The sequence below is a fragment of the Marinobacter sp. tcs-11 genome, from assembly GCF_002049515.1.
In the GTDB taxonomy this organism is placed as follows: Bacteria; Pseudomonadota; Gammaproteobacteria; order Pseudomonadales; family Oleiphilaceae; genus Marinobacter; species Marinobacter nauticus.
The window spans coordinates 104,896-128,805 of sequence record NZ_LLYU01000005.1 but is presented as its reverse complement, the minus strand read 5'-3'; the positions used below and the strand labels follow the sequence as shown (position 1 = coordinate 128,805).

Sequence of the window (23,910 nt, the reverse complement as noted above, 5' to 3'; positions counted from 1 at the left end):
TGTATGAGCTGCCTCATTCTGGCCTCGGCATCACCGCGCCGCGCTGAGTTGCTGAGACAGATCGGTGCTGACTTTCAGGTGGCGCCTGCCGAGATAGACGAGACTCCGCAACCGGGTGAAGCGGCTCAGCACTATGTTGAGCGCCTGGCCCGGGAGAAAGCCTCTTGTGTTGCCGGTGAGGCCCCGGGTGCCTGGGTACTGGGGTCTGACACCTCTGTTGTTGTAGACGGAGAGATTCTTGGGAAACCGGAGTCCGATACTCAGGCTTGTGAGATGTTGCGCCGGTTATCTGGAAGAACCCATCAGGTGATGACCGCGATCGCTCTGGCCCAGGATCAGAAGTGTCGGTCATTGGTGGTGGTCACCGATGTCAGCTTTCGGGAGCTCTCAGAAGCCGAAATTGTCGCCTACGTCGCCACCGGTGAACCCATGGACAAGGCAGGAAGCTACGGAATTCAGGGACGTGGTGGTATCTTTGTTCGGGAACTCAAGGGCAGCTACAGCGCTGTGGTGGGTTTGCCCCTGCAGGAAACCGCAGAGTTATTGGCAGATGCCGGCGACCCTGTCTGGCGCCACTGGCCATGCAGTAAGGAGGGCCAAGCATGAGTGAAGAGATCCTGATCAACGTGACTCCGGTGGAAACCCGGGTCGCCCTCGTTGAAAACGGCATGTTGCAGGAAGCCTATATCGAGCGCACCAGTCGCAAGGGGATTGTCGGCAACATCTACAAGGGCAAGGTCGTTCGGGTGCTGCCCGGCATGGAAGCCGCGTTCGTGGACATCGGCCTGGAACGGGCGGCTTTCATTCATGCGTCCGACGTCGTCAGTGGCCAGACATCAGGCGACGAACCGTCAGACGCCCCCCGGACCGTGCCGGATATCCGTACCCTGTTGCGGGAGGGGCAGTCCCTGGTGGTGCAGGTAACCAAGGACCCGATTGGTACCAAGGGTGCGCGACTCACCACCCAGCTTTCCATTCCCTCCCGTTATCTGGTGTTCATGCCAGGCGTTTGCCATGTCGGGATTTCCCAGCGCATTGAAGATGATAATGAGCGCGCGCGGCTGAAATCCCTGATCGAGGAAGGCGCAGCGGAACATGATGATGTGCAGGGTGGCTATATCATCCGCACCGCGGCGGAGGCTGCCTCGGCCGAAGATCTGATTGCTGATATGACCTACCTGCACCGGCTAAGCCAGTCGATCCAGGAGCGCATTGCCAAAGCGCCGGCACCCTCAGTGGTCTATCAGGATTTGCCGTTGTTTATTCGCACCATCCGGGATCTGATCCGACCGCAAACTGAAAAAGTGCGTATTGATAGTCGCGAGAGCTATCAGCGGGTAATGGAGTTTGTCAAAGAGTTCGTCACTGAGTTTGCCGACAAGGTGGAGTACTACCCCGGTGAGCGGCCTATCTTTGACCTGTATTCGGTTGAAGATGAAATCCAGAAAGCCCTGAGCCGCAAGGTGCAGCTCAAATCCGGTGGCTATGTGATCATCGATCAGACCGAAGCGATGACGACCATCGACATCAACACCGGTGCCTTTGTGGGCCACCGCAATCTGGAAGAGACCATCTTCAAAACCAATCTGGAAGCCGCCCGGGCGATCAGTCGTCAGCTTCGGCTGCGGAATCTGGGCGGGATCATCATCATCGACTTTATCGACATGGAAGATCCCGAACACCAGCGCCAGGTGCACCGGATGCTGGAGAAAATGCTGGAACGGGATCACGCCAAAACCAAGATCACCGGCGTTTCCGAGCTGGGACTTGTGGAGATGACCCGAAAACGCACCACCGAAAGCCTGGGTCAGGTTCTGTGCGAGCCGTGTCCGATCTGTGACGGCCGGGGATTCCTGAAAACCGCCGAAACCGTGTGCTACGAAATCTTCCGGGAAATCCTGCGCGTTAACCGTGCCTATGAGGCGGAGAATTACCTGGTGATGGCGTCCCAGAAGGTGGTGGACCGCCTGCTGGATGAAGAGTCAGACAACGTTGCGGACCTTGAAACCTTTATCAGTAAAACCATTCGCTTCCAGGTTGAGCCTTTCTACAGCCAGGAACAGTACGACGTTGTTTTGCTCTGACACCTGAGCAGCAGGGCGTTGCAGGGAGCTGAGTCTTATGTCGATCCGCGAGCCGGACAGTTCGCAACCAGCCGAGGATGAGCGCGGTCTGGTTGCCCGCGGGTTGGCGGTTTTTGCCAGTGTGGTCTGGTGGTCCATCCTGACGCTGCTGGTGTTATTCGCACTCTATGTTGGTGTCGGTCGCCAGCTCACCTCCAATATCAACAGCTTTTCTGATGAACTGGCGGCTTCGCTCTCCGAAGCCACAGGCCTGGATGTGTCTGTTGGCCGTTTATCCTCCCAATGGTATTGGCTGGATCCCTCCATTACCGCCAAAGATATCACCATCAATTCCCCGGATTCAGACCGCATAGCCGCAGAACTTGAGCACCTGGAATTGCGGCTCGATTTTTTTGCCTCCCTGTTCCGCTTCCGCCTGGTGTTCCGCAATTTTGACGCTGACGGTCTGGCGTTAACGGTGGTTCGCCCTACCGAGGATCCATTTATCAATCCGGTGGAAGAGATTGTGGAGCTGGCCGAGCCGGGTGCGCCGGAACTTCAGGAATGGATTCGCCTGGCAGGCCGCTGGTTGTCGGATCCGGAAGTCCGGGTGACACGGGTCAGCCTGGCGCTGGGCCCAAGCCGACAGAACCTTCGTTTTCTGGATATTCCTCAGCTTGATCTGTCCTACCAGGGCGGCTTGTTCCAGGCCGCAGGCCGGGCCATGCAGAGTGGTACAACCACACAGCTGGCCAGTTTTGCTCTGGTAGGGCAGCGGTTTTTCAGGGGTGAGTTTACCGGTCAACTCTACCTGGATGTGGATTCCGGTCGACTGTTCGACGGCCTGATTGATGATCTGAACTGGCGGGGCATACGCGTTGAAGGCTTCGATCTGGGGGGCAGTGCCTGGTTAAGCTTTGAGGATGGCGAGCTGCAGCAGGTTCAGGGTCAGGTTCGCACTCCCTATCTTCAGTTAGGTGTTAACCGTGAATCGCTGGCGCCTCTTGAAGATATCCAGGCTCACTTCGGTTGGCGGCGGGGGGAGGCCCTACGTTTGCAGAAGCTTCGCTGGGACTGGATTGGCGATCAGGTTCTGCCGTTCAGTGTTCGCATCGAGGACGGTCAGAATGAGCTCAAGCTGGTGGCAGACTCACTGCCGCTCAAGCCTTTGCGGCGATTGGTTCAGGCCCTGGAGCTGCTGCCGGATGCTGCCAGTGAGGCGCTGGAGCATTACCAGCCTGCGGGTTTTCTGGACGATATGTTGTTTACTCTGCCAGAGCAGGGCTCCCGGTTCTCGTTAAGTGCCAGATTGCGGGAGTTCGGGGTGCGGGCCTGGTCTGGCGCCCCCCGCGCCGAGGGGCTATATGGCTTTATCCAGATGAATTCAGACAGTGGCAGGGTGACCCTGGATACACCAGAACCCGTCATGCTGGGCTTTCCGCAGTTGTTCAACACTGACTGGACGCTGGACTCCCTATCCGGAACCGTCGCCTGGACCCTGGAAGGAGGGATCACCAGGGTATTCTCCGATGATCTGGAGTTTATCTATCGCTCAGATACCCGGTTAAGCGGCGCGTTTGACCTGCGGCTGGATCGATTCGGGGAGGACAATCTTGGTTTGAGCGTCGGCGTAGAAGGCGGCAATGCCGATATGCTGGCGGATTTCGTGCCGGCGAATGCTGTGGGCGACGGGCTTTATGAATGGCTCACCAACAGTATTCCGGAGGCCGGTATCCGGGGGCAGTACTATGGCCACGGCCGTATTGATTCCTCCGCGCCGTCTGGATCGTTTGTTTCCTCCATGTGGTATGAATTCGATAACGCCACGATTCGATACGACCAGCGCTGGCCCGCTGTGGAGCAGGCCAGCGGGCGGGTCGAGATCCAGAATGCCGACACGCGGGTAATGCTCGCTCGGGGCGAGATCGGTGGGTTGGAGCTGGAAAACGCCAGTGTTCACGTCCTTCCCGGAGATGGGGAAGCTGGCACGCTGGTGCGCGTAGATGCAGTGTCGACGGTTCCGGCAGAGAGAATACCCTGGTGGCTGGCCAATACTCCGTTGGGGGAATTGTTGGGATACGGTAACACCCGTGCCCGTTATGACGGGGAGTTTGAGCTGAGTCTTGGGCTGGAGCTACCGCTATCGCAAGGGCAGGACACCCGGGTTACGGCGCAGGTAAAAACCGACAATGCCGGATTCCAATTACCGGATGCGGGACTTCGCTGGCAGAATATTCGGGCTGACCTGACTTACGACAGTGTTGATGGATTTTCCGGGCCACCGGTCACTGCCCGTTTTTTCGATCAACCGGTCAGTGTCGTTTTTTCCACCGCGGAGGCCGGCGATGCCATGCTGATACGCCAGCAAGGTGGTCTGAAGCTGCCAGGCTCCCTGGCGGCCTTTGGCCTGGCTAACGATGCGGCGCGCGGGCTTTCCGGAGAGCTTGTCTACACCGCAGAGCTGGAATTAGGCGGTGCCAGCGAGCCGGTGATTTCCCTGTTTTCAGACCTTGAAGGTCTGCAGGTGGATTGGCCCAAACCACTGGCAAAGACCGCGCGCGAGCGAACCCCCCTGTCGGTCCGGGTTGATCCGTTCCAGAGCGAAGGCGTGGCGATCGCTGCGCAATGGCAGGATCGTCTGGACGCTGAACTCCGTTTTAAGGAGACGGGCTTCGAGCTGGTCTTCGAACATTTGAATCTGGGCGCTCACCATCTGACCAATATCGCCATTGATGCGCTTGAGCTGGAAGACCGGTGGGTCGTTCACACCGACTCGGATCGGGCCCAGGGCAGGGTGGTGTTACCCAGGGAAGGGGGCACGGTAGAGGCCGACTTTGCAACCCTGCGCCTGGTACGGGAGACCAGTGCCGCAGAGCAGGACAACGAATTTCTGACTCTTGAGGAGCAGTTGCAGGCGTTCAGGGAGCTGGATATGGGAAATTGGCCCGACATTGATGCCAGAATCTCGGATCTCCGGCTGGATGGCGAGTCTGCGGGAAGCTGGCGTTTCAAGCTGCGCCCTGAACCCTATCGGTTGCGTGTGCAGGAGGTGGAAGGCCGGCTTGGATCCCTGGTGTTGTCCGGCGATATGACCTGGAGCATTGTAGACGATCGGGAAACCACCCGGTTTACTGGTAAGCTGGAGGGCGGGGCCCTTAAGGATCTGGAAGCGCTGACTGGCAGCACCATTCCGATGACCAACGAAGAAACGGCGGTTGAACTGGATCTGGATTGGCCTGGAAGCCCGAATAACATTTCTCTCAGCAAGATAAGCGGCACGGTCAGTGCCCGCCTGGACGACGGCATGATCATGGAGCAGAGCAATTCGGCGCAATTGTTCCGGATTTTCAACCTGCTGAACACCGATACGCTCTGGCGCAGGTTGCGGCTGGATTTCTCGGATCTGTACGAACGGGGCGTCGCCTTTGACGCCATTTCCGGTAAAGCCAACATCATAAATGGCCTGGTGACCATGGATCCGGAACTGCAACTGGTGGGTCCGTCCGGCGCGTTCAAACTCAGTGGCAATACCAACATGGCCGAAGAAACGTTGGATATGCGCCTGGTCCTAGTGCTACCCGTGACACAGAATCTGCCCCTGGCTGCCATACTGATGGGGGCGAGCGCCCCCATCGGCGGCGCCTTGTTCGTGCTCGATAAAATTCTGGGCGACCCGTTGAGCAAACTGACCAGTGCGACGTACAGTGTCACAGGAACCTGGAGCAATCCGGAAGTGGATCTGCGGGGCGTGTTCGATACCGGTGAGTAAGGAGGCCATGATGGTTCAGGTCGCGGCAATACAAATGGTCAGTACCCATGACATCGATGCCAACCTTGAAGAGGCCCGCAGACTGCTGGCTGAAGCGGCAGGCGCAGGGGCGAAGGTGGCGGTGTTGCCCGAGAACTTCGCCGTTCTGGCCACCGCGCAGATGCTGGAGTGCGGCCGCCGGGAGGCGGGTAGTGAGCCTGTTATCCGTCGCTTTCTGGCCGAGCAGGCCCGGTCATTGGGGCTCTGGATTGTCGGCGGTTCCCTGCCGTTGGCCAGTCGGCGAGATGGTTCAGTGATAACAGACCGGGTACGCGCCACCTGTCTGGTGTACAACGATCATGGCGAAGAAGTGGCCCGCTACGACAAGATTCACCTGTTTGACGCCATGGTTGAAGACGCCCACGGCCAGTATCGGGAATCGGATACCTTTGAGCCCGGTGATCAGGCGATTACGGTGGATACGCCGGCCGGACGACTGGGGTTGGCGATCTGTTACGACCTTCGCTTTCCAGAACTGTTCCGGGCCTTGAGAGAGCAGGGCGCCGAATGGGTCTGCCTGCCCAGCGCCTTTACCTGGCAGACGGGCAATGCCCATTGGCACGCCCTGATACGCGCCCGCGCCATTGAAAACCAGGTCTGGGTGGTGGCGCCGGGGCAAGGGGGGCAGAACAGTAGCCGGCGAAGAACCTATGGCCACAGCCTGATCTGCGATCCCTGGGGTAAGATCGTCAGTGAGTTCGACGAAGGTCCGGGCATGGCTTGCGCCAATCTGGACCTGGAGCAACTGCATCAGTTGCGAAGCCGTATGCCCGTGTGGGAGCACCGGCGGCTCTGATTACTGCTCGGCGTCGTCGATCCATTCCCGCAGAGCCCGGAACAGCTTTCGGGCCTGGCCGGTATTCTTGCCTTTTTCGACTTCCTTGCGGGCATTGCGCACCAGATTGCGCAGGTGCTGTACATCGGCCGAAGGGCAGTAATCAATAAACTCTCCTACCACCTTGTCACCTTCGGAAATCATCCGGTCGCGCCAGCGCTCGGCCAGATGGTGTCGGCGGGTATGCTCTTCGCTGCCAGCGTGGAAGGCGTCGATGGCACGGCCAATAGCTTCGGGGTCGTCCTCCTGGCGCAACACCTTACCAATGTACTGCAAGTGTCGCCGGCGGGCCTCACGCTGGGGAATCCGGCGTGATTCAATGATCGCCGCTTTCAGGGTCTCGCTGATGCTCAGGGTGGCCAGCTGTTCGTCGTTCAGGTCCAGCATGCGTTTGCCCAGATCCTGAAGCGCGTGCATTTCGCGCTTCAGCTGCGATTTGCTGGGGCCAAGGTCGTCCTGGAATTCGTCGTCAAATTGGTCAGTCATGGTAGGTCACAGGTTGCTCAGGCATAGAAAATGGTGGCCAGTCCCAGGAAGGCCATGAAGCCGACAACGTCGGTTACGGTGGTGAGTATCACACTGCCGGCCAGGGCCGGGTCAATGTTCCGGGATTTCAGGAACAGTGGTAAGACGGTGCCCACCAGCGCCGCCGCCACCAGGTTAATCACCAGTGCCGCTGCGATGATGGCGCCAATCAGCCAGTCCTGGAACCAGACCACCGCGGCGGTGGCAACCACCACCGCCCACAGCAGGCCGTTCAGCACTCCGGACAGAAACTCACGGTTCAGCAGCCAGCCCACGTTGGCGCCGCTGATCTGGCCAACGGCCATGCCCCGGATTACCAGGGTCAGAGTCTGGCTACCGGCAATGCCGCCCATGCTGGCCACAATTGGCATCAGTACGGCCAGTGCAACGACTTTGGCAATAGTGTCTTCAAACAGTCCAATCACGGCCGATGCGGTAAAGGCCGTGATCAGATTAATGCCCAGCCAGACCGCGCGCCGGCGGGTGGTCTTCATCACCGGGGCAAAGGTGTCCTCGTCTTCATCCAGACCAGCCATACTCATCAGGGAATGGTCTGCGTCCTCACGGATAACGTCGACCACGTCATCGATGGTGATCCGGCCCAGCAGCTTGTTGGTCTCATCCACCACAGGGGCAGAAATCAGGTCGTAGCGTTCGAACAGAGTGGCGACCTTGGTATCGGACAGCGACACGGGAATGGGTTCAATGTCTGTGTCCATCACTTCCCGAACGGTAGCCGCGGGATTGGATACCAGCATCCGGGTAATGGGCAGCATGCCGATAAACTCGTCCCGACGGCTGACCACAATCAGGCTGTCGGTCATCGGGGGCAGGCTGCGGTGACGGCGCAGGTAGCGCAACACAACGTCGATGCTGATGTCCGGCCGCACCGTGATGGTGTCGGTGTTCATCAGGCCGCCAGCAGTGTCCTCCGGGTAAGCGAGGACTTCCTCTACCCGCTGACGGTCTTGCTCGTCCATGGTGTCCAGGACTTCCTGGATCACCGTGTCCGGCAATTGCTGAAGCAAGTCGGCCAGGTCATCCGACTCGAAATCTTCCAGAATGTCCGCCAGCTCCTGCGCGTTCAGCTGGCTCAGGAAGTAGCTACGAATATCGTCGCCAAGGTACTGGAGGACTTCCCCTTCCAGCTGCTTGTCGACCAGGTTCCAGAGCAGGGCCCGTTGGCGTGGTGGCGAGGATTCCAGAAGGTGAGCAATATCGCTGGGGCTCAGACCGCCATTCAGAATGCGGGCCACCTGCTTGAGGGCACCACTGTCCAGCGCTTCACTGAGTGAGCGAAGGCGTTGGCGGGCCTGGCTTTTTTCCAGAATGTCGGTCATTGAACCACCTGCGATCAGAAAACCTTTGCATTATAGCGGAGTTAGGTGGCACACGTGAGAAAGGATTGTAGGTGAATGACGAAACCGGAGGTTATTCCCCTTCACCAAAATAATCGTTGATCAGGGCAGCCAGCGCGTCGATGGCATCCTGTTCGTCCGGGCCATCGGCAACCAGTTCCACTTCGGTGCCCTGGCTGGCGGCCAGCATCATCACCTGCATGATGTTCTTGGCGTCTACGTCCCGGCCTTTGCCGCGGATTCGCACCTTGCTGTCAAAGTCTGATGCGGTGGCCACAAGCTTCGCCGTGGCCCGCGCATGCAGGCCGAGTTTGTTGATGATGGTGATGGGGCGGCAAATCATAGGCGCTCAGATTTCTCCCCGGGCTTGAAGGTGTGGCAGTTCGGTGTGGCGCACCTGCACATTGCGGTAATTGTCGCGGAAATAGCGTCCGAGCTGCTCACACACATAAACGGAGCGGTGCTGGCCACCGGTGCAACCGATGGAAATGGTCATGTAGCTACGATTGCTGTCGGCAAACGAGGGCAGCCAGGTATTCAGGAAGCCCGTGACGTCATCCACCATCTGACGTGTCAGCGGTTCCCGTTCAAGAAATTCGATGACCGGCTGATCAACGCCGGTGTGCTTGCGCAGGCTGGTGTCCCAGTATGGATTGGGCAGGCAGCGGACGTCGAAGACGTAGTCTGAATCCACCGGCACGCCATGTTTGAAGCCAAAGGACTGGAACAGCAGTGCCAGTTCCTGATCCTTGCGGCCGGCCACGCGCTGCTTGATCATGTCGCGTAGCTCATACATGGAGAGCCCGGTCGTGTTGACGTAAAGATCGGCCAGCTTTGACAGGGGTTCCAGTAATTGCTTTTCGTTGGTGATTGCCTCCCGCAGAGACGTCTTGTCATCGCTCAGCGGATGCTTGCGGCGGGTTGCGTGAAAGCGCTGCAGCAGTGACTGTTCGTCGGCATCCAGGAATATGATTTCAACCTCGACACCGGTCTGCTTCAGTTGCTGGTAGATGGTTTCAAAATTGGCCAGCTCGGCGGACAGGTTACGGGCATCAATACTCACGGCCATTTTTTTCAGCCGGCCGGGCGCTTCCTGGGTGGCCGCCTCTCGGGTCAGCGGGAACAGCAAGCCAATGGGCAGGTTGTCGATGCAGTAGAATCCCAGGTCTTCCAGCACATGCAGAGCCGTACTCTTGCCGGAACCGGATCGGCCACTGACGATAATCAGCTTCATGGGACTGTTTCTCCTTCAATCTGCCTGGCAGCCTGTCCAGATATCAGGCTGATCTCAGTGATTACTCTCCGCCATACGCTGGTAAAGGTTCGCGGCATCTTCACACTGGCGCAGCCGGGCGCAGAAGGTGCTGTCATTGAAGCGCTCCGCCAGCTGGCTCAGTAACTCCAGGTGTTCACTGGTGGCTTCTTTGGGGACGATCAGTGCAAACACCAGATCTACCGGCTGGTTATCGATAGCATCAAAGTCTACCGGCTCCTCCAGAGTCATCAGCACGCCGATGACCCGGTCCAGGCCTTCCAGTCGGCAGTGGGGGATGGCAATACCCTCGCCGATACCGGTGCTACCCAGCCGTTCGCGGGAGACCAGATTGTTGAAGATCTGGGTGTCGCTGAGGATTTCATCCTGAAAGTGAATCCGTTCAGCGATGAACTCCAGCACACGTTTCTTGCTTGAGGCCGGCACCTTACACAGGGTCAGTTCAGGGGCAAGAATATTGTCGATGGTCAGGGATGGCTCGCTCATGGATCGACTGCATGTCCGTAAAAAAAAGGCTGCGGCCGGTTAGCCCCGCCGCAGCTCGTTTCATGAAACACCCGGTAAGGTTCGCGCTTCAGCGACCGCCGTTACCGTGCATCCGGTCTACGTTCTTTTCCTTGTGCTTGAGGATCTGACGGTCCAGCTTGTCGACCAGAGCGTCGATTGCGGCGTACATGTCCTCATTTTCTGCCTTTGCGTGAATCTCACCACCAATCACGTGCAGCGTGGCTTCCGCCATCTGGCGCACCTTCTCGACCTCCAGGGTGACCTGGCAGTTACTGATATGGTCGAAGTGACGCTCCAGCTTCTCGAACTTGGTGTTGACGTAATCCTTCAGAGCGGGAGTCAGTTCTACGTGATGGCCTGAAATGTTGAGTTGCATAGGCGTCTCCTGTTGTCATACTGCCGGCGTGCTTGCCGGCTTGCATGCCAGTGCATCTTGCACCGGCGAAAGTTTAAACCAGGCGTTTTCGTTCGTTCGAGGGAGGAATATGCATGGCCTCCCGGTATTTGGCGACGGTACGCCGCGCCACGTTGATTCCCTGTTCCCCTAGCATGGCTGCAATTTTGCTATCGCTCAATGGCTTTTTCGGGGTTTCCTCGGCAATCAGCTTCTTGATCATCGCCCGGATGGCTGTAGACGAGCATTCGCCGCCCTCGGCGGTGCTGACGTGGCTGGAGAAAAAGTACTTCAGCTCGAAAATACCGCGGGGCGTGTGCATGTACTTCTGGGTGGTAACCCGGGAAATCGTGGACTCGTGCATTTCCACCGCCTGGGCAATGTCAGACAGGATCAGAGGCTTCATGGCTTCTTCGCCCTGATCCAGGAACCCTTGCTGGTGTTCAACGATGCGGGTGGCCACTTTCAGCAGGGTTTCATTCCGGCTTTGCAGGCTCTTGATAAACCATTTCGCTTCTTGCAGCTGGTCGCGCAGGTAGGTGTTATCGGCACTGCTGTCAGCCCGGCGGATCAGTGACGCGTAGCTGGCATTCACCCGGATACGCGGAGCGATTTCCGGGTTGAGTTCAACCCGCCATCGGCCTTCGTGTTTGCGTACGATGACGTCCGGGATAACGTAATCCGGTTCGGCCCGGTCCACGACATCGCCAGGGCGCGGGTTCAGGCTGGTGATCAGGGCCAGTACCTGTTTCAGCTGGTCTTCCTTGAGCCGGCTGCGGCGCAACAGCTGTGCGTAGTCCCGGTTGCCAAGCAGATGCAGGAACTGGGTAACCACCAGTCTCGCCTGGCGCAGCCAGGGGGTATCCGGTGGCAGCTGGTTGAGCTGAATCAGCAGGCATTCCTGGAGATCCCGAGCGAACACGCCGGGCGGGTCGAAGTGTTGCAGGCGGTGGAGTACCGCTTCCACTTCGTCCAGTTCCAACGGGTCTTCTTCGGTTTCGTCCAGCAGGCCTGCGTGAATGTCCTCAATGTCAGACGTCAGGTAGCCGCGTTCATCCACAGCATCCAGCAGTGCGTGGGCAATGGCCTGATCCCGCTCGCTCAGAGGCGTCAGGTTCAGCTGCCACTCGAGGTGATCCTGCAGGGTTTCGGTAGGCGAGTTCCGGGTTTCGAAATCCGATTCGTGCTCGTCTTCGCCTTTGCTGGCCGGAGCCGGGGCAGACTGGTAGATGTCGTCCCAGGCGGTATCCACTGGCAGATCATCGGGAATGTTGTCCGGAATATCGTTCTCGGACGACCAGTCAGGGCCGTTCTCGGTTTCGTCCCAGTCCGGGCTCGCGTCCTGGTGGCTGTCGTCCTGGTTGGCCTCAGAGCTGGAAGCGTCACTGTGCTCGTGCTCTTCGTGCTCGTCGCCTTCCGCGTGCTCATCGTCCTCTGAGGTTTCCAGCATGGGGTTGGATTCCAGCGCCTGCTGGATTTCCTGCTGGAGATCGAGGGTAGAAAGCTGTAGCAGGCGTATGGCCTGCTGCAGCTGGGGCGTCATGGTCAGACTCTGGCCCAGCTTAAGCTGTAATGAGGCTTTCATAACCATGGCTCAAGATCCATAACTCATGGGCATCCCGGTTGTTGCTTTGCCGGCGCACAGGCCGAAAAAAATGTTGTACGCTGGTTACTTGCCATTGTCTGTGAACAGTATAAGCAAGTTTTTTGCCGAGTTTACTTGCTACAGATCATCAAAACAATCAGACCTCGGATAAACCCTGTTTTATCAGGTCAGAGCCGGAACTCATCACCCAGATACACTTCTTTCACCTGCTGGTTTGCCAGAATGGCTTCGGCATTGCCGGAGGCGATGATGTGGCCGCCGGAAACGATGTAGGCATTCTCGCAGATGTCGAGGGTTTCCCGAACGTTATGGTCGGTAATCAACACGCCAATACCTTTATCCCGCAGGTGCCGGATAATGTGCTTGATGTCACTGACGGAGATAGGGTCTACGCCCGCGAAGGGTTCGTCCAGCAGGATAAACGCAGGCTCCATGGCCAGCGCCCGGGCGATTTCAACCCTGCGGCGTTCGCCTCCGGATAGCGCCATACCCACGCTGTCTCGGATGTGAGTAATATGAAACTCTTCCAGCAACTCTTCCAGCTTGGCTTCCCGTTCCGCCCGACTCATGCCTTTGCGGGTTTCGAGGATGGCCATGATGTTGTCCCGCACGGTCAGTTTGCGAAACACGGAGGCCTCCTGGGGCAGGTAACCGATGCCCTTGCGGGCGCGCCCATGCATTGGCAGCGGGGTGATGTCCTGGGTGTCGATGGTGATCCGGCCGTGATCCGCAGGCACCAGGCCCACGATCATGTAGAAGCAGGTGGTCTTGCCGGCGCCGTTGGGGCCGAGCAGGCCGACAATCTCGCCGGAGCGAATTTCCAGAGAAACGTCCAGCACCACTTTTTTCTGCTTGTAGCTTTTTGCCAGATTACTGGCCCTGAGAACTGCCATCCGAACCTTTCCCGTCACTGGATTGAGCTGAATTACGAGGCTGAATCACCATTTCCACCCGGCCGGAGCCGCCGTCGGATGGCGTGCCGCCTTCCGCAGTAACAACGCGGCGAACGGTGTCGTAGTGGATGACGTCGCCCCGGAATACGTTGCCGTCTTGTTCAATAACGGCCTGGCGTTCAAAAATAACCAGGTTTTCATCGCCAGACCAGGTGATGTTCAGGGCCTTGGCATCGGTCGTGCCTTCGCCTTCCTGGCCGGGTTGCCGGTAATGGGCGGGGTTGCCGGCGGCTTCAATCCGGCTGACACCCTGTTGGTTGCGGTAAAGTACCACCCGATCCGCGTCCAGCCGGGTTTCGCCCTGAATCAGTTCGACAGCGCCGGTGTAAACGGCCGTTCCGGCGCTTTCATCCAGACGGGCCGAATCTGCACTGACCTTTATGGGGATATCGGAATCCAGGTTGAATGCCGATGCCGGGCCGGCCAGCAATGCCATGGCCAGAATCGCTGGCCGGCAGAAAGATCGTTTACCTGACGGTTTCATATTGTCCCTCTACCCGGGAGTTGAGTTCGAGAATGCGTTCGTTGATCCAGGCTTTCATACCGGTGGAGCGGGTGACGCCAAAAGGCTCGGTGATGGTCACCGGCTGGTCGGTGTAGACGGTGCCGTTGCTGTTGTCCAGGGTCAGTGCCTCGGTCTCCAGAACGGCTTCGCGGCCTTCGGCCTGTCGGGTCAATCGGACGTTCCCCGTAAGTTCCAGCTTTTCATTGTTCTGCTGAAGGCTACCTTCATTGGACTCGACGAGCCAAGGGTCGGGGCTGCCCTCACTGAAAAGCCGGGCTCTCGGCGTATCCAGATGAGCCGTGCCGGTTGCTTCAAACTGCTCAATTCTGGGGCTTTTGAGATCAATCTGGAGGTTCCCTTGCTCATCCCAGGCGCGGTATTGTCCGCCGATCACAAAGCCGTCGGGCTCTGCGGGCCCCCGTAGCTCGCTGGCGGCATTCCGCGAACTGACAGGTTCGTCACTTTGCCACAGCAGAAAAACGGTTGCTGTTACGGTGGCGGCAAGGGCCAGAGCTGTAATCCGCCGTTTGCCACGATCGCCGAAAAGCCGCTCGGTGATCATGCTGGCTCGTCCAGATAGGGGGCAAGAGTGTTGTCCAGGTGCCCTTGCGCCCAGAGCAGGAGATCGCAGGCCTCGCGCACAGCGCCCTGTCCACCGGGGCTGCGGGTACAGTAGTCGGCGTGTTGCTGAACCAGCCAGTAGCCGTTGGGTACCGTGATGCCAAGGCCGGCAAAACGCAGCGCGGGTAGGTCGGGCAGGTCGTCGCCCATGTAGGCAATCTGCTCCGGCGCAAGGTTCATATCCCGGATCAATTCCAGCAATGCGATTTTTTTGTCTTCGCGACCCTGCATCAGGTGCGGGATGCCCAAGTCCGACATTCGTCTTTCCGTAAGAGGAGAGCGTCGTCCGGTAATCACCGCCACGGTGATGCCTGCCTGCATCAGTTGTTTCAGGCCCAGGCCGTCAAGAATGTTGAAGGCCTTGAGTTCATCGCCGCTGGCACTGAAATAGAGGCGGCCATCGCTCATGATGCCGTCCACGTCCAGGGCGATCAGGCGAATGTCCGAGGCTTTGGCCTTCAGGGCTGCGTCCCAGTGGGTTTGTAACGGATGCGCTGTCTGAGTCATCAAATCACTCCGGCCCGCAGCAGGTCGTGCATATTAATAGCGCCCACCAGGGTGCCGTTTGCGTCGGTAACCGGCAAGGCGTTGATTTTCATTTCTTCCATGATATTCAAGGCTTCTGCCGCCAGGTGGTCTGCCCGGATGGTTTTGCCGTTGCGGGTCATCACGTCCTGGATGGGGGTAGTGTGCACATCCACGGATTTGTCCAGGGTCCGGCGCAGGTCGCCGTCGGTGAAGATGCCCGTCAGGGTGCCGGCGGCATTAACGACCGTGGTCATACCCAGGCCCTTGCGGGTTATTTCCAGCAGTGCCCCGCTCAGGGTTGTGCCCTCGGCAACCTGAGGAATCTGGTCACCGGTGTGCATGATGTCGGATACCCGCAGCAGCAGGCGGCGTCCAAGGCTGCCGCCGGGGTGGGAGAACGCGAAATCCTCGGCGCTGAATCCCCGGGCTTCAAGCAGCGCCACGGCCAGGGCATCCCCCATGACCAGGGTGGCGGTGGTGCTGGAGGTGGGTGCCAGGCCCAGGGGGCAGGCTTCAATGGCCACGCTGACATCCAGGTTGGCAACGGCCTCCTGTGCCAGTACGGAATCGGGTTTGCCTGTCATGCTGATCAATGGCGCGCCCATGCGCTTGATCAGAGGGAGAATGGTGACCACTTCGCTGGTGCTGCCGCTGTTGGATATGGCGATGACCACATCCTGGGGTGTTATCATGCCCAGATCGCCATGGCTGGCTTCGCCGGGATGAACAAAAAAGGCGGGCGTGCCCGTGCTGGCGAGCGTGGCGGCAATCTTGTTGCCGATGTGCCCCGATTTGCCCATACCTGTCACCACAACCCGGCCTTTGCAGGCCATGATGACCTCGCAGGCGCGGCTGAAGTCACCGTTTATACGGCTTTCCAGCGCTTCAATGGCTTCGCGCTCGATGCGGATTGCCCGTAGGGCCGAGTTGCAAAAGTCCTGGGTGTTGAAGGTATTTGATTCGGTCATGTCGGCTGGCTGTCTGCTCGATCTGGGATTTGAGGCCGAAGTATATCACTTCTGGTGCCCCCGGCTCGCCTGCATCAGGGATTCTGATCATTGCCATCAAGACATTTTACGTTGCTTTAATTGAGGTCTGGGAGAGCTTGTCATAATGTAGGCGCTCCTTGAAAGGGATGGATTATGGAGTCATCTGCGTACATAACACTTAGGGATGTGGTGTTTTCCCGTTCCGGGCGCCGGATTTTTGATGGAATCAGTCTGGATATTCCCAAAGGGAAGGTGACTGCCATCATGGGGCCCAGTGGTACCGGTAAAACCACGCTCCTCAGGCTCATTGGAGGTCAGCTTCGCCCGGATTCGGGCCAGGTGAATGTGGCAGGCCACGACGTGCCCGGGCTCAAGCGCAAGGCGCTCTACCAGCTGCGCGAGAAGATGGGCATGCTGTTTCAGAGTGGCGCGCTGTTCACCGATCTCAGTGTTTACGAGAACGTTGCCTTCCCGCTGCGGGTGCACACGTCATTACCCGAGGATATGATTCGGGACATCGTTCTGATGAAGCTGGAGGCGGTGGGCTTGCGTGGCGCCAGAGAGCTGATGCCCTCAGAGTTGTCCGGTGGCATGACCCGGCGGGTGGCCCTGGCCCGCAGTATCGCGCTGGACCCGGAGTTGATCATGTACGACGAGCCCTTTGCCGGGCAGGATCCGATTGCCATGGGCGTGCTGGTCAAGCTGATCCGGGATCTCAACAGTTCCATGGGGCTGACCAGCGTTCTGGTGTCGCACGATGTGCCCGAATCCCTGAGTATTTGCCATTACGCCTGCATTATTGCCGACGGCAAGGTGATCGGTGAGGGCACTCCCGAGGAGCTGCGGGCGCATCCGTCTGAGCGGGTTCAGCAGTTTCTTGAAGGGCAGCCTGATGGCCCGGTGCCGTTCCATTACCCGAGTGGCGATGCAGCGGCTGATTTTGGTGTGGGAGGGCGGTCTTCATGATGGATCGTATTGCCGGCCTGGGGCGGCTCGGGATCGCGATCATCGCCTCCTTTGGTCGTTCCGGGCAGTTTCTGTTCGGTGTGCTGGCCGGTGTCCCCAGGCCTGCTACAGGTTTTCCCTTGCTGGTCAAACAGCTCTACGCCGTCGGCGTGTTGTCACTGGCGATTGTGGTGGTCTCAGGATTGTTTATCGGGATGGTGCTAGGGCTTCAGGGTTATACCATTCTCAGTGATTACGGCTCGGAGTCGGCGATTGGCCAGATGATTGCGCTCACGCTGGTACGCGAGTTGGGGCCGGTGGTGACGGCCCTGCTGTTCGCCGGTCGCGCGGGCTCCGCCCTGACGGCAGAGATCGGCCTGATGAAGGCGACGGAACAGCTCTCCAGTATGGAAATGATGGGGGTAGATCCGTTGCGCCGGGTTGTTGCACCGAGACTTTGGGCCGGTTTTCTCGCCATGCCGGTACTTGCCATGATTTTCTCGGTAGTGGGGATCTGGGGCGGCATGCTGGTTGGCGTGGAATGGCTGGGTGTGTTCGAGGGTTCTTTCTGGGGCAACATGCAGTCCTCCGTCGATTTTGTGGATGACGTGCTTAACGGCTTTATCAAGAGTGTGGTGTTCGGGTTCGTGTGTGCCTGGATTGCGGTCTACCAGGGCTATGACTGCGTGCCCACCTCTGCTGGTATCAGTTCGGCGACCACCAAAACCGTGGTCTACTCATCGCTGGCAGTGCTCGGTCTCGATTTCGTACTGACTGCCGTCATGTTCGGTGATTTTTAACAGGATTCAGGGAGCCTTTCATGGCACAAAGAAGCACAGAAATCATTGTTGGGCTGTTTATGGTCGCCGGTTTGGCCGCGCTCATGTTTCTGGCGCTGCAGGTGAGTGGCCTGTCGCCGAAATCCGCGGAGCAGACCTATACGCTGTATGCCAATTTCAACGATACCGGTGGTCTGACGCCCCGAGGCAAGGTTTCCATGGCTGGTGTCACCGTCGGTACCATCGAATCCATTACCCTGGACAGGGACACTTTCCAGGCGCGCGTAACCATGTCTATCCACGCTGAGGTTGATAACATCCCGGCCGACAGTGCAGCAGTAATACGTACATCCGGACTGCTGGGTGAGCAGTACATTGATATATCGATTGGCGGCGACCTGGAATCGCTGAACGCGGGGGATACCTTCTATTCCACCCAGTCCGCCATGAATCTGGAACGGCTGATCAGTAACTTTGCCTCCGGCCGCTGAGCCAGAGCCATGCACAGGAGAAACTAATGAGTGTCCTTAAACATCGTTTGACGTTGATGATTGCCATGGTCGCCCTGATGGTGGGCCAGGTCTGGGCCGGCCCGGAGGAGGATCTGAAGCGTTACGTGGACGAGAATACCCAGAAGCTGGTGCAGAAGCTCAATGCCGAGAAAGGGTTGTACGAAAAGGACCCTGAGGCGTTTTATGCCAGCATGGATGAAACCCTTCAGGAGTTTGTCGATTTTCGCCGGATTGCTGCCCGGGTGATGGGTCGATATGCCCGCCAGACCACGCCAGAGCAGCGGGATGCTTTTGTCGAGAAGTTCAAGCGCAGCCTGTTTGACAGTTATGCCCAGGCCCTGGTTTCTGCGGAAGATTTCGAGATCATCGTCAAGGAAGCCACCATCCTTCCTCAGAATGAGGATCGCGCTTCGGTAGAAATGGAGTTGATCAGTGCCTCCGGCAACCGTTATCCGGTCACTTACTCAATGTACCGGACAGGTGACGACCGCTGGATGATGGAAAACGTCATCGTAGAGGGCGTGAACATCGGCCTTGCCTTCCGGGATCGCTTTGCCCAGGAAATGGAAGAGAATCGCGGCCAGGTTCAGGCGGTCATTGACGGCTGGGGTGACGCGGTTGAGGCCCTGAATCTGGACGAGCAGGTGGATCGTTCATGAGTGATCGGTTGCCGGGCATCGTCCGGAACGGCAAAACTCTTTGCGTAACCGGCGATGTCGATGCCGACACGGTCCTGGCGCTGCGCAAGCAGGGCGAACAGGAAATACGGCAGGCCGATGGGACGCTTGAGGTTGATCTGTCCGGGCTTGGCACCGCGCACAGTGTGGTGCTTTCGATGCTTTTGTGTTGGCAGCGTCTGGCGCTAAGCCGACATTGCCATCTCTCCTTCACAGGCGCCAGTGAGCGACTTCGTTCTCTGGCCGCACTCAGTAATCTTCAGGATCAGATTCCCGGATTTGCCGAGCACAGCTGACCGGCGCCCGGGAATTGGTTACAATTCCGCCCCTGATTTCAACTTAGTCGAGGAATCCTTATGGACGCCGCCCAGGTTACCGAACTTGTCAAAGAAGCCCTGCCCGGTTGCGAGGTTCAGGTACAGGTTGATGGCAACCACTATCTTGTTGTGGTGGTGGGTGACGTATTTGAGGGACTGCCCACCATCAAACGGCAGCAAATGATCAACAAGGTGCTATTCCAGCATGTCATGGACGGCACCATTCACGCCCTTCACCCGAAAGCCTTTACCCCGAGCGAGTGGGCCGATCAGCAGGCCGGCGCCTGAACCGAACAGGATAATTACCGTGGACAAACTATTGATCAGGGGTCGAAAGCCCCTGGATGGCGAAATTCGCATTTCCGGTGCCAAGAACGCGGCCCTGCCCATTCTGGCGGCGACACTGCTGGCGGATGAGCCGGTTACCGTCGGCAACCTGCCTCACCTGAACGATATTACCACCATGATCGAGCTGCTCGGTCGCATGGGGGTGGAGCTGCTCATTGACGAAAAGATGAGTGTTGAAGTGCACGCCAACACCATCAAGCACTTCCATGCACCGTACGAGCTGGTAAAGACCATGCGCGCCTCCATACTGGTGCTTGGCCCGCTGGTGGCACATTTTGGCGAAGCCGAAGTCTCCCTGCCGGGTGGCTGTGCCATCGGTACCCGACCGGTTAACCTGCACATCCACGGTCTGGAAATGATGGGTGCCGACATAAAGGTGGAGAATGGTTACATCAAGGCCAAGACCAATGGCCGGCTGAAGGGTGCCCACATCTTCCTGGATACGGTCACCGTAACGGGTACCGAAAACCTGATGATGGCAGCTGCGCTCGCCGAGGGTAAAACCATCCTCGAAAACGCGGCCCGCGAGCCGGAAGTGGTGGATCTGGCCGAGTGCCTGATCGCCATGGGTGCCGATATCAAAGGCCACGGTACCGCGACCATTGAAATCAATGGTGTGGAGCGCCTGCACGGATGCCACTACAACGTGCTGCCGGACCGGATCGAGACCGGAACCTACCTGGTGGCGGCGGCTGCGACCGGTGGTCGGGTGAAAGTAAAAGATACCCGGGAAGATATCCTGGAAGCGGTGCTGCTCAAGCTGGAAGAGGCGGGGGCGCACATCACGACCGGCCCGGACTGGATTGAACTGGACATGAAAGGCAAGCGGCCCAAGGCTGTCAGCCTGCGGACCGCGCCGTATCCGGCGTTCCCAACGGATATGCAGGCTCAGTTTGCGGCCATGAATGCGGTCGCCGAGGGTTCCGGAACCATCGTCGAAACCGTATTTGAAAACCGCTTCATGCACTTGCAGGAACTGATCCGGATGGGTGCAGACATTACCCTTGAAGGTAATGCGGCCATCATCAAGGGCGTTGAACACCTGACCGGTGCTCCGGTGATGGCAACCGATCTGCGGGCCTCAGCCAGCCTCGTGATCGCCGGTCTGATGGCAGACGGCGATACCATTGTCGACCGCATTTACCACATTGACCGCGGTTACGAATGCATTGAAGAGAAATTGCAGCTGTTGGGTGCCAGCATCCGCCGTCTGCCAGCCTGAATTTGACCAACGGGAACCCGGAAGGATACATGACAGATTCCATCACCATCGCCTTGTCGAAGGGTCGCATTCTGGAAGAAACCTTGCCGCTGCTGGCGGAAGCGGGCATTGAGCTTGTCGACGACGTGAAAAAGTCCCGCAAGCTGGTGTTTCCCACCACCGACCCGAACGTGCGGATTCTGATCATCCGGGCGACCGATGTGCCCACCTATGTTCAATACGGTGGCGCCGATCTGGGCGTTACAGGTAAGGATGTTCTGATGGAGCACGGTGGCGACGGCCTCTACGAACCGCTTGATCTGAACATCTCCCGTTGCCGGTTGATGACCGCAGGCAAAAAAGGCGAGCAGCCACCGGCAGGCAGGATTCGTGTTGCCACCAAATTCGTCAACCTGGCCCGGCGCTATTATGCGGCTCAGGGCCGGCAGGCCGATATCATCAAGCTCTACGGAGCCATGGAACTGGCACCGATCCTGAACCTGGCCGATGAGATTGTTGATATCGTGGATACCGGCAATACCCTCAAGGCCAACGGGCTGGAGCCAAGAGAACTGATTGACCACATCAGTAGCCGACTGGTGGTTAACCGGGCCTCCATGAAGATGAAACACGGCCAGATAAACCCCATAATCGAGAAGATGTCCGCGGCCGTTGAACGACGCCGCGATTCGTAGTGTTACTCCAAGACAGGATCTGAAAAATGACCGACAGAATCACCAGACTGAACACCACCCAGAGCGACTTTGACAGTGCGCTGGCCCAGCTGCTGGCCTGGGACGACAGTGTGGATCATCAGGTGAATGAGTCGGTTCGGCATATCCTGCACGAGGTGAAGACCCGGGGCGATGCGGCGGTGCTGGAGTTTACGGCCAAGTTTGATCGCCTGGACGTTGGCTCCATGGCTGAGCTGGAAATGGATAAAAGCCGTTTGCAGGCAGCTTTGGACCGAATTCCCCAGGATCAGCGTGAGGGTCTGGAAAAAGCGGCGGGACGCATCCGTGACTACCACGAACGCCAGAATCAGCAATCCTGGCAATACCAGGACGAAGACGGAACCGTGCTGGGCCAGAAGGTAACGCCGCTGGATCGCGCCGGTCTGTACGTGCCGGGTGGCAAGGCGGCCTATCCTTCGTCGGTACTGATGAATGCGATTCCGGCCAAAGTCGCTGGTGTGGCTGAGGTCATTATGGTGGTGCCAACGCCAGACGGTGTGGTGAACGACATGGTACTGGCTGCGGCCGCCATTGCCGGGGTAGACCGGGTGTTCACTATCGGTGGTGCCCAGGCCGTGGCTGCGCTGGCCTATGGTACGGAAACCGTTCCTTCGGTGGACAAGATTGTGGGTCCGGGGAATATTTTTGTGGCCACCGCGAAGCGCGAAGTATTCGGGGTGGTCGGTATCGACATGATTGCCGGCCCTTCCGAGATCCTGGTGATCTGTGACGGCAAGACCGACCCGGACTGGATTGCCATGGACCTGTTTTCCCAGGCCGAACATGATGAGCAGGCCCAGAGCATTCTGGTCAGCCCGGACGCAGACTTCCTGGATGCGGTGGAAGCCAGTATCAACAAGCTACTGCCGACCATGGAGCGCGAGGAGATTATCCGCACCTCCATGCTGGGAAGGGGGGCACTGATTCAGGTGGCAGATCTGAAAGAAGCCGCCGAAGTGAGCAACCGGATTGCCCCCGAGCACCTGGAGCTCTCAGTAGAAGATCCGCAGGCCATGCTCGACGACATCCGCCATGCCGGTGCGATTTTCATGGGCAGGCACACGGCCGAAGCCCTGGGTGACTATTGCGCGGGCCCGAATCACGTATTGCCAACCAGCGGCACCGCACGATTCAGTTCACCTCTGGGTGTGTACGATTTCCAGAAGCGCTCCTCCCTGATTGGCTTTACCGCTCAGGGTGCCGACCGTATGGGGCGGGTAGCGTCGGTTCTAGCCCGTGGCGAAGGGCTGACAGCACACGCACGTTCAGCGGAGTACCGGATCAATGAGTAAGTACTGGAGCGACCTGGTCAGTGAACTCAAGCCGTACGTGCCGGGTGAACAGCCGAAAATGGCCAATCTGGTGAAGCTGAACACCAATGAAAACCCGTTCGGCCCATCGCCAAAAGTGATTGAAGCCATTCAGAGAGAGTTGAATGACAGCCTGCGCCTGTATCCGGACCCGGAAGGCCAGGCCCTGAAAGATGCCATTGCCGAATATCACGTGGATTTTGGAATCACCCCCAAACAGGTGTTTGTTGGCAACGGTTCCGATGAAGTGCTGGCGCATATTTTTCAGGGGCTTCTGAAACACGACAAGCCGATCCTGTTTCCGGACATCAGCTATAGCTTTTACCCGGTGTATTGCGGCTTGTTCCAGATCGAGAGTGCGGTTATTCCGTTGACTGACAGCTTCGAGATCGATCCGAACGACTACAAGCGTGACAACGGCGGCATTATCTTCCCGAACCCGAATGCGCCGACGGGACGCTACCTCGGACTTGGGCACGTAGAGGATATCCTGCAGGCCAACCCGGATAGCGTGGTAGTGGTTGATGAAGCCTATGTGGATTTCGGTGGCGAGACGGCGATTCGCTTGGTAAATCAATACCCGAACCTGTTGGTTTGCCAAACTCTATCCAAGGCCAGGTCCTTGGCCGGCTTGAGAGTTGGTTTTGCTGTGGGCAACGAGGAGCTGATAGAAGCCCTGAACCGCGTCAAAGACAGCTTCAATTCCTACCCGCTGGATCGGCTGGCTCTGGCCGGTGCCGTGGCAGCGTTTGAGGACAAACAGTGGTTCGAGGATTCCTGCAGTGGCGTGATCCGCGAGCGCGAGCGGGTGACCAGGGAGTTGGAAACGCTTGGTTTTGAGGTGCTGCCATCCAAGGCAAACTTTGTTTTTGCCCGCCATCCCGGCCATGAAGGCGCTGCGATTGCGGCGAAGCTTCGGGAGCAGGGCATTATTGTTCGGCATTTCAATAAGCCAAGAATCAGCGATTTTCTGCGCATCACGATTGGTACGAGCGATCAGAACAATGCTCTGATAAAAGGCCTCGGTGTGCTGTAAGGCCTTGCTCCCAAATGGCGGGCTCGCTAAGCATCGAGCCCGCTGGCGTGCAGAACTTCGGTGGTAGTGACGGGCGGGAGGGGCTT

At 58.3% G+C, this 23,910-nt stretch carries 26 protein-coding genes; 14 read left to right on the top strand and 12 right to left on the bottom strand.

Going from position 1 to position 23,910, the window contains the following annotated elements; all coding sequences use genetic code 11:
* The first annotated feature begins 3 nt into the window (after nt 1-3).
* Genes ARC85_RS07860 through ARC85_RS07845 form a run of 4 tightly spaced genes read left to right on the top strand, consistent with a single transcriptional unit; the run spans nt 4 to nt 6,667 of the window.
* Nucleotides 4-606 (top strand): Maf family protein, encoded by a 603-nt coding sequence (locus ARC85_RS07860; RefSeq protein ID WP_153741148.1) that lies wholly within the window; start codon nt 4-6, stop codon nt 604-606.
* The gene (gene rng / locus ARC85_RS07855; protein WP_011786169.1) at nt 603-2,084 is read left to right on the top strand and encodes a ribonuclease G; all 1,482 of its coding nucleotides are present in this window, start codon (nt 603-605) and stop codon (nt 2,082-2,084) included. The genes ARC85_RS07860 and rng overlap by 4 nt, the downstream gene beginning before the upstream one ends.
* Nucleotides 2,085-2,121: 37 nt before the next feature.
* Nucleotides 2,122-5,832, top strand: coding sequence for a YhdP family phospholipid transporter (locus ARC85_RS07850; RefSeq protein WP_286714690.1), 3,711 nt, complete (start codon nt 2,122-2,124; stop codon nt 5,830-5,832).
* Nucleotides 5,833-5,842: 10 nt separating this feature from the next.
* Nucleotides 5,843-6,667: a carbon-nitrogen hydrolase family protein gene (locus tag ARC85_RS07845; protein ID WP_153741164.1), complete on the top strand. Its 825-nt coding sequence runs from the start codon at nt 5,843-5,845 to the stop codon at nt 6,665-6,667.
* Here the strand turns inward: ARC85_RS07845 and yjgA are convergent, their stop codons facing one another.
* The 12 genes from yjgA to ARC85_RS07785 all read right to left on the bottom strand — a co-directional run bounded on the left by yjgA (nt 6,668) and on the right by ARC85_RS07785 (nt 15,944).
* The gene (yjgA, locus tag ARC85_RS07840) at nt 6,668-7,192 is read right to left on the bottom strand and encodes a ribosome biogenesis factor YjgA (protein WP_011786166.1); all 525 of its coding nucleotides are present in this window, start codon (nt 7,190-7,192) and stop codon (nt 6,668-6,670) included.
* A 17-nt stretch (nt 7,193-7,209) separates the two neighbouring features.
* Nucleotides 7,210-8,571 carry a magnesium transporter gene (gene mgtE / locus ARC85_RS07835; protein WP_011786165.1) on the bottom strand — a complete coding sequence of 454 codons (1,362 nt, stop codon included), beginning with the start codon at nt 8,569-8,571 and terminating at the stop codon, nt 7,210-7,212.
* Between the two features lie 91 nt (nt 8,572-8,662).
* A complete protein-coding gene (locus ARC85_RS07830; protein ID WP_011786164.1) occupies nt 8,663-8,932 on the bottom strand; it encodes an HPr family phosphocarrier protein in 270 nt (89 codons plus the stop codon).
* Between the two features lie 6 nt (nt 8,933-8,938).
* Entirely contained in the window at nt 8,939-9,823 is an 885-nt protein-coding gene (gene rapZ / locus ARC85_RS07825; protein ID WP_153741146.1) for an RNase adapter RapZ, read from the bottom strand.
* Nucleotides 9,824-9,877: 54 nt separating this feature from the next.
* Nucleotides 9,878-10,348: a PTS IIA-like nitrogen regulatory protein PtsN gene (gene ptsN / locus ARC85_RS07820; protein ID WP_153741145.1), complete on the bottom strand. Its 471-nt coding sequence runs from the start codon at nt 10,346-10,348 to the stop codon at nt 9,878-9,880.
* An 88-nt stretch (nt 10,349-10,436) separates the two neighbouring features.
* A complete protein-coding gene (hpf, locus tag ARC85_RS07815; protein WP_011786161.1) occupies nt 10,437-10,745 on the bottom strand; it encodes a ribosome hibernation promoting factor in 309 nt (102 codons plus the stop codon).
* 73 nt (nt 10,746-10,818) lie between these two features.
* Nucleotides 10,819-12,348, bottom strand: a complete 1,530-nt coding sequence (locus ARC85_RS07810; protein ID WP_153741163.1) for an RNA polymerase factor sigma-54 — start codon at nt 12,346-12,348, stop codon at nt 10,819-10,821.
* 188 nt (nt 12,349-12,536) lie between these two features.
* A complete protein-coding gene (gene lptB / locus ARC85_RS07805; RefSeq protein WP_014422107.1) occupies nt 12,537-13,262 on the bottom strand; it encodes an LPS export ABC transporter ATP-binding protein in 726 nt (241 codons plus the stop codon).
* The gene (gene lptA, locus ARC85_RS07800) at nt 13,240-13,806 is read right to left on the bottom strand and encodes a lipopolysaccharide transport periplasmic protein LptA (RefSeq protein ID WP_114434201.1); all 567 of its coding nucleotides are present in this window, start codon (nt 13,804-13,806) and stop codon (nt 13,240-13,242) included. Before lptA ends, lptB begins: the two co-directional genes overlap by 23 nt.
* Nucleotides 13,790-14,389, bottom strand: coding sequence for an LPS export ABC transporter periplasmic protein LptC (lptC, locus tag ARC85_RS07795; protein WP_153741144.1), 600 nt, complete (start codon nt 14,387-14,389; stop codon nt 13,790-13,792). The genes lptA and lptC overlap by 17 nt, the downstream gene beginning before the upstream one ends.
* The gene (locus ARC85_RS07790) at nt 14,386-14,955 is read right to left on the bottom strand and encodes a KdsC family phosphatase (protein ID WP_014422104.1); all 570 of its coding nucleotides are present in this window, start codon (nt 14,953-14,955) and stop codon (nt 14,386-14,388) included. Before ARC85_RS07790 ends, lptC begins: the two co-directional genes overlap by 4 nt.
* On the bottom strand, nt 14,955-15,944 hold the full coding sequence (locus ARC85_RS07785; protein WP_011786155.1) for a KpsF/GutQ family sugar-phosphate isomerase: 990 nt from the start codon (nt 15,942-15,944) through the stop codon (nt 14,955-14,957). Before ARC85_RS07785 ends, ARC85_RS07790 begins: the two co-directional genes overlap by 1 nt.
* A 174-nt stretch (nt 15,945-16,118) precedes the next feature.
* On the opposite strand from ARC85_RS07785, the gene ARC85_RS07780 reads away from it, so the two are divergent.
* From ARC85_RS07780 to hisC, 10 genes are read left to right on the top strand one after another with little or no spacing between them, the layout of a single operon-like run.
* Complete coding sequence (locus ARC85_RS07780) at nt 16,119-16,931, top strand: ATP-binding cassette domain-containing protein (protein ID WP_153741143.1); 813 nt, start codon at nt 16,119-16,121, stop codon at nt 16,929-16,931.
* Complete coding sequence (gene mlaE / locus ARC85_RS07775; protein WP_011786153.1) at nt 16,928-17,710, top strand: lipid asymmetry maintenance ABC transporter permease subunit MlaE; 783 nt, start codon at nt 16,928-16,930, stop codon at nt 17,708-17,710. The genes ARC85_RS07780 and mlaE overlap by 4 nt, the downstream gene beginning before the upstream one ends.
* Before the next feature lie 20 nt (nt 17,711-17,730).
* Complete coding sequence (mlaD, locus tag ARC85_RS07770; RefSeq protein WP_153741142.1) at nt 17,731-18,180, top strand: outer membrane lipid asymmetry maintenance protein MlaD; 450 nt, start codon at nt 17,731-17,733, stop codon at nt 18,178-18,180.
* A 26-nt stretch (nt 18,181-18,206) separates the two neighbouring features.
* Nucleotides 18,207-18,860: an MlaC/ttg2D family ABC transporter substrate-binding protein gene (locus ARC85_RS07765; RefSeq protein ID WP_014422102.1), complete on the top strand. Its 654-nt coding sequence runs from the start codon at nt 18,207-18,209 to the stop codon at nt 18,858-18,860.
* The gene (locus tag ARC85_RS07760; protein WP_011786150.1) at nt 18,857-19,174 is read left to right on the top strand and encodes an STAS domain-containing protein; all 318 of its coding nucleotides are present in this window, start codon (nt 18,857-18,859) and stop codon (nt 19,172-19,174) included. The genes ARC85_RS07765 and ARC85_RS07760 overlap by 4 nt, the downstream gene beginning before the upstream one ends.
* 60 nt (nt 19,175-19,234) lie before the next feature.
* A complete protein-coding gene (locus ARC85_RS07755; protein ID WP_014422100.1) occupies nt 19,235-19,483 on the top strand; it encodes a BolA family protein in 249 nt (82 codons plus the stop codon).
* Nucleotides 19,484-19,502: 19 nt separating this feature from the next.
* Complete coding sequence (gene murA / locus ARC85_RS07750) at nt 19,503-20,765, top strand: UDP-N-acetylglucosamine 1-carboxyvinyltransferase (RefSeq protein WP_011786148.1); 1,263 nt, start codon at nt 19,503-19,505, stop codon at nt 20,763-20,765.
* Between the two features lie 29 nt (nt 20,766-20,794).
* On the top strand, nt 20,795-21,439 hold the full coding sequence (gene hisG, locus ARC85_RS07745) for an ATP phosphoribosyltransferase (RefSeq protein WP_011786147.1): 645 nt from the start codon (nt 20,795-20,797) through the stop codon (nt 21,437-21,439).
* 26 nt (nt 21,440-21,465) lie between these two features.
* On the top strand, nt 21,466-22,770 hold the full coding sequence (gene hisD, locus ARC85_RS07740; protein WP_286714689.1) for a histidinol dehydrogenase: 1,305 nt from the start codon (nt 21,466-21,468) through the stop codon (nt 22,768-22,770).
* On the top strand, nt 22,763-23,824 hold the full coding sequence (gene hisC / locus ARC85_RS07735) for a histidinol-phosphate transaminase (RefSeq protein WP_286714688.1): 1,062 nt from the start codon (nt 22,763-22,765) through the stop codon (nt 23,822-23,824). Before hisD ends, hisC begins: the two co-directional genes overlap by 8 nt.
* Nucleotides 23,825-23,910 lie beyond the last annotated feature (86 nt).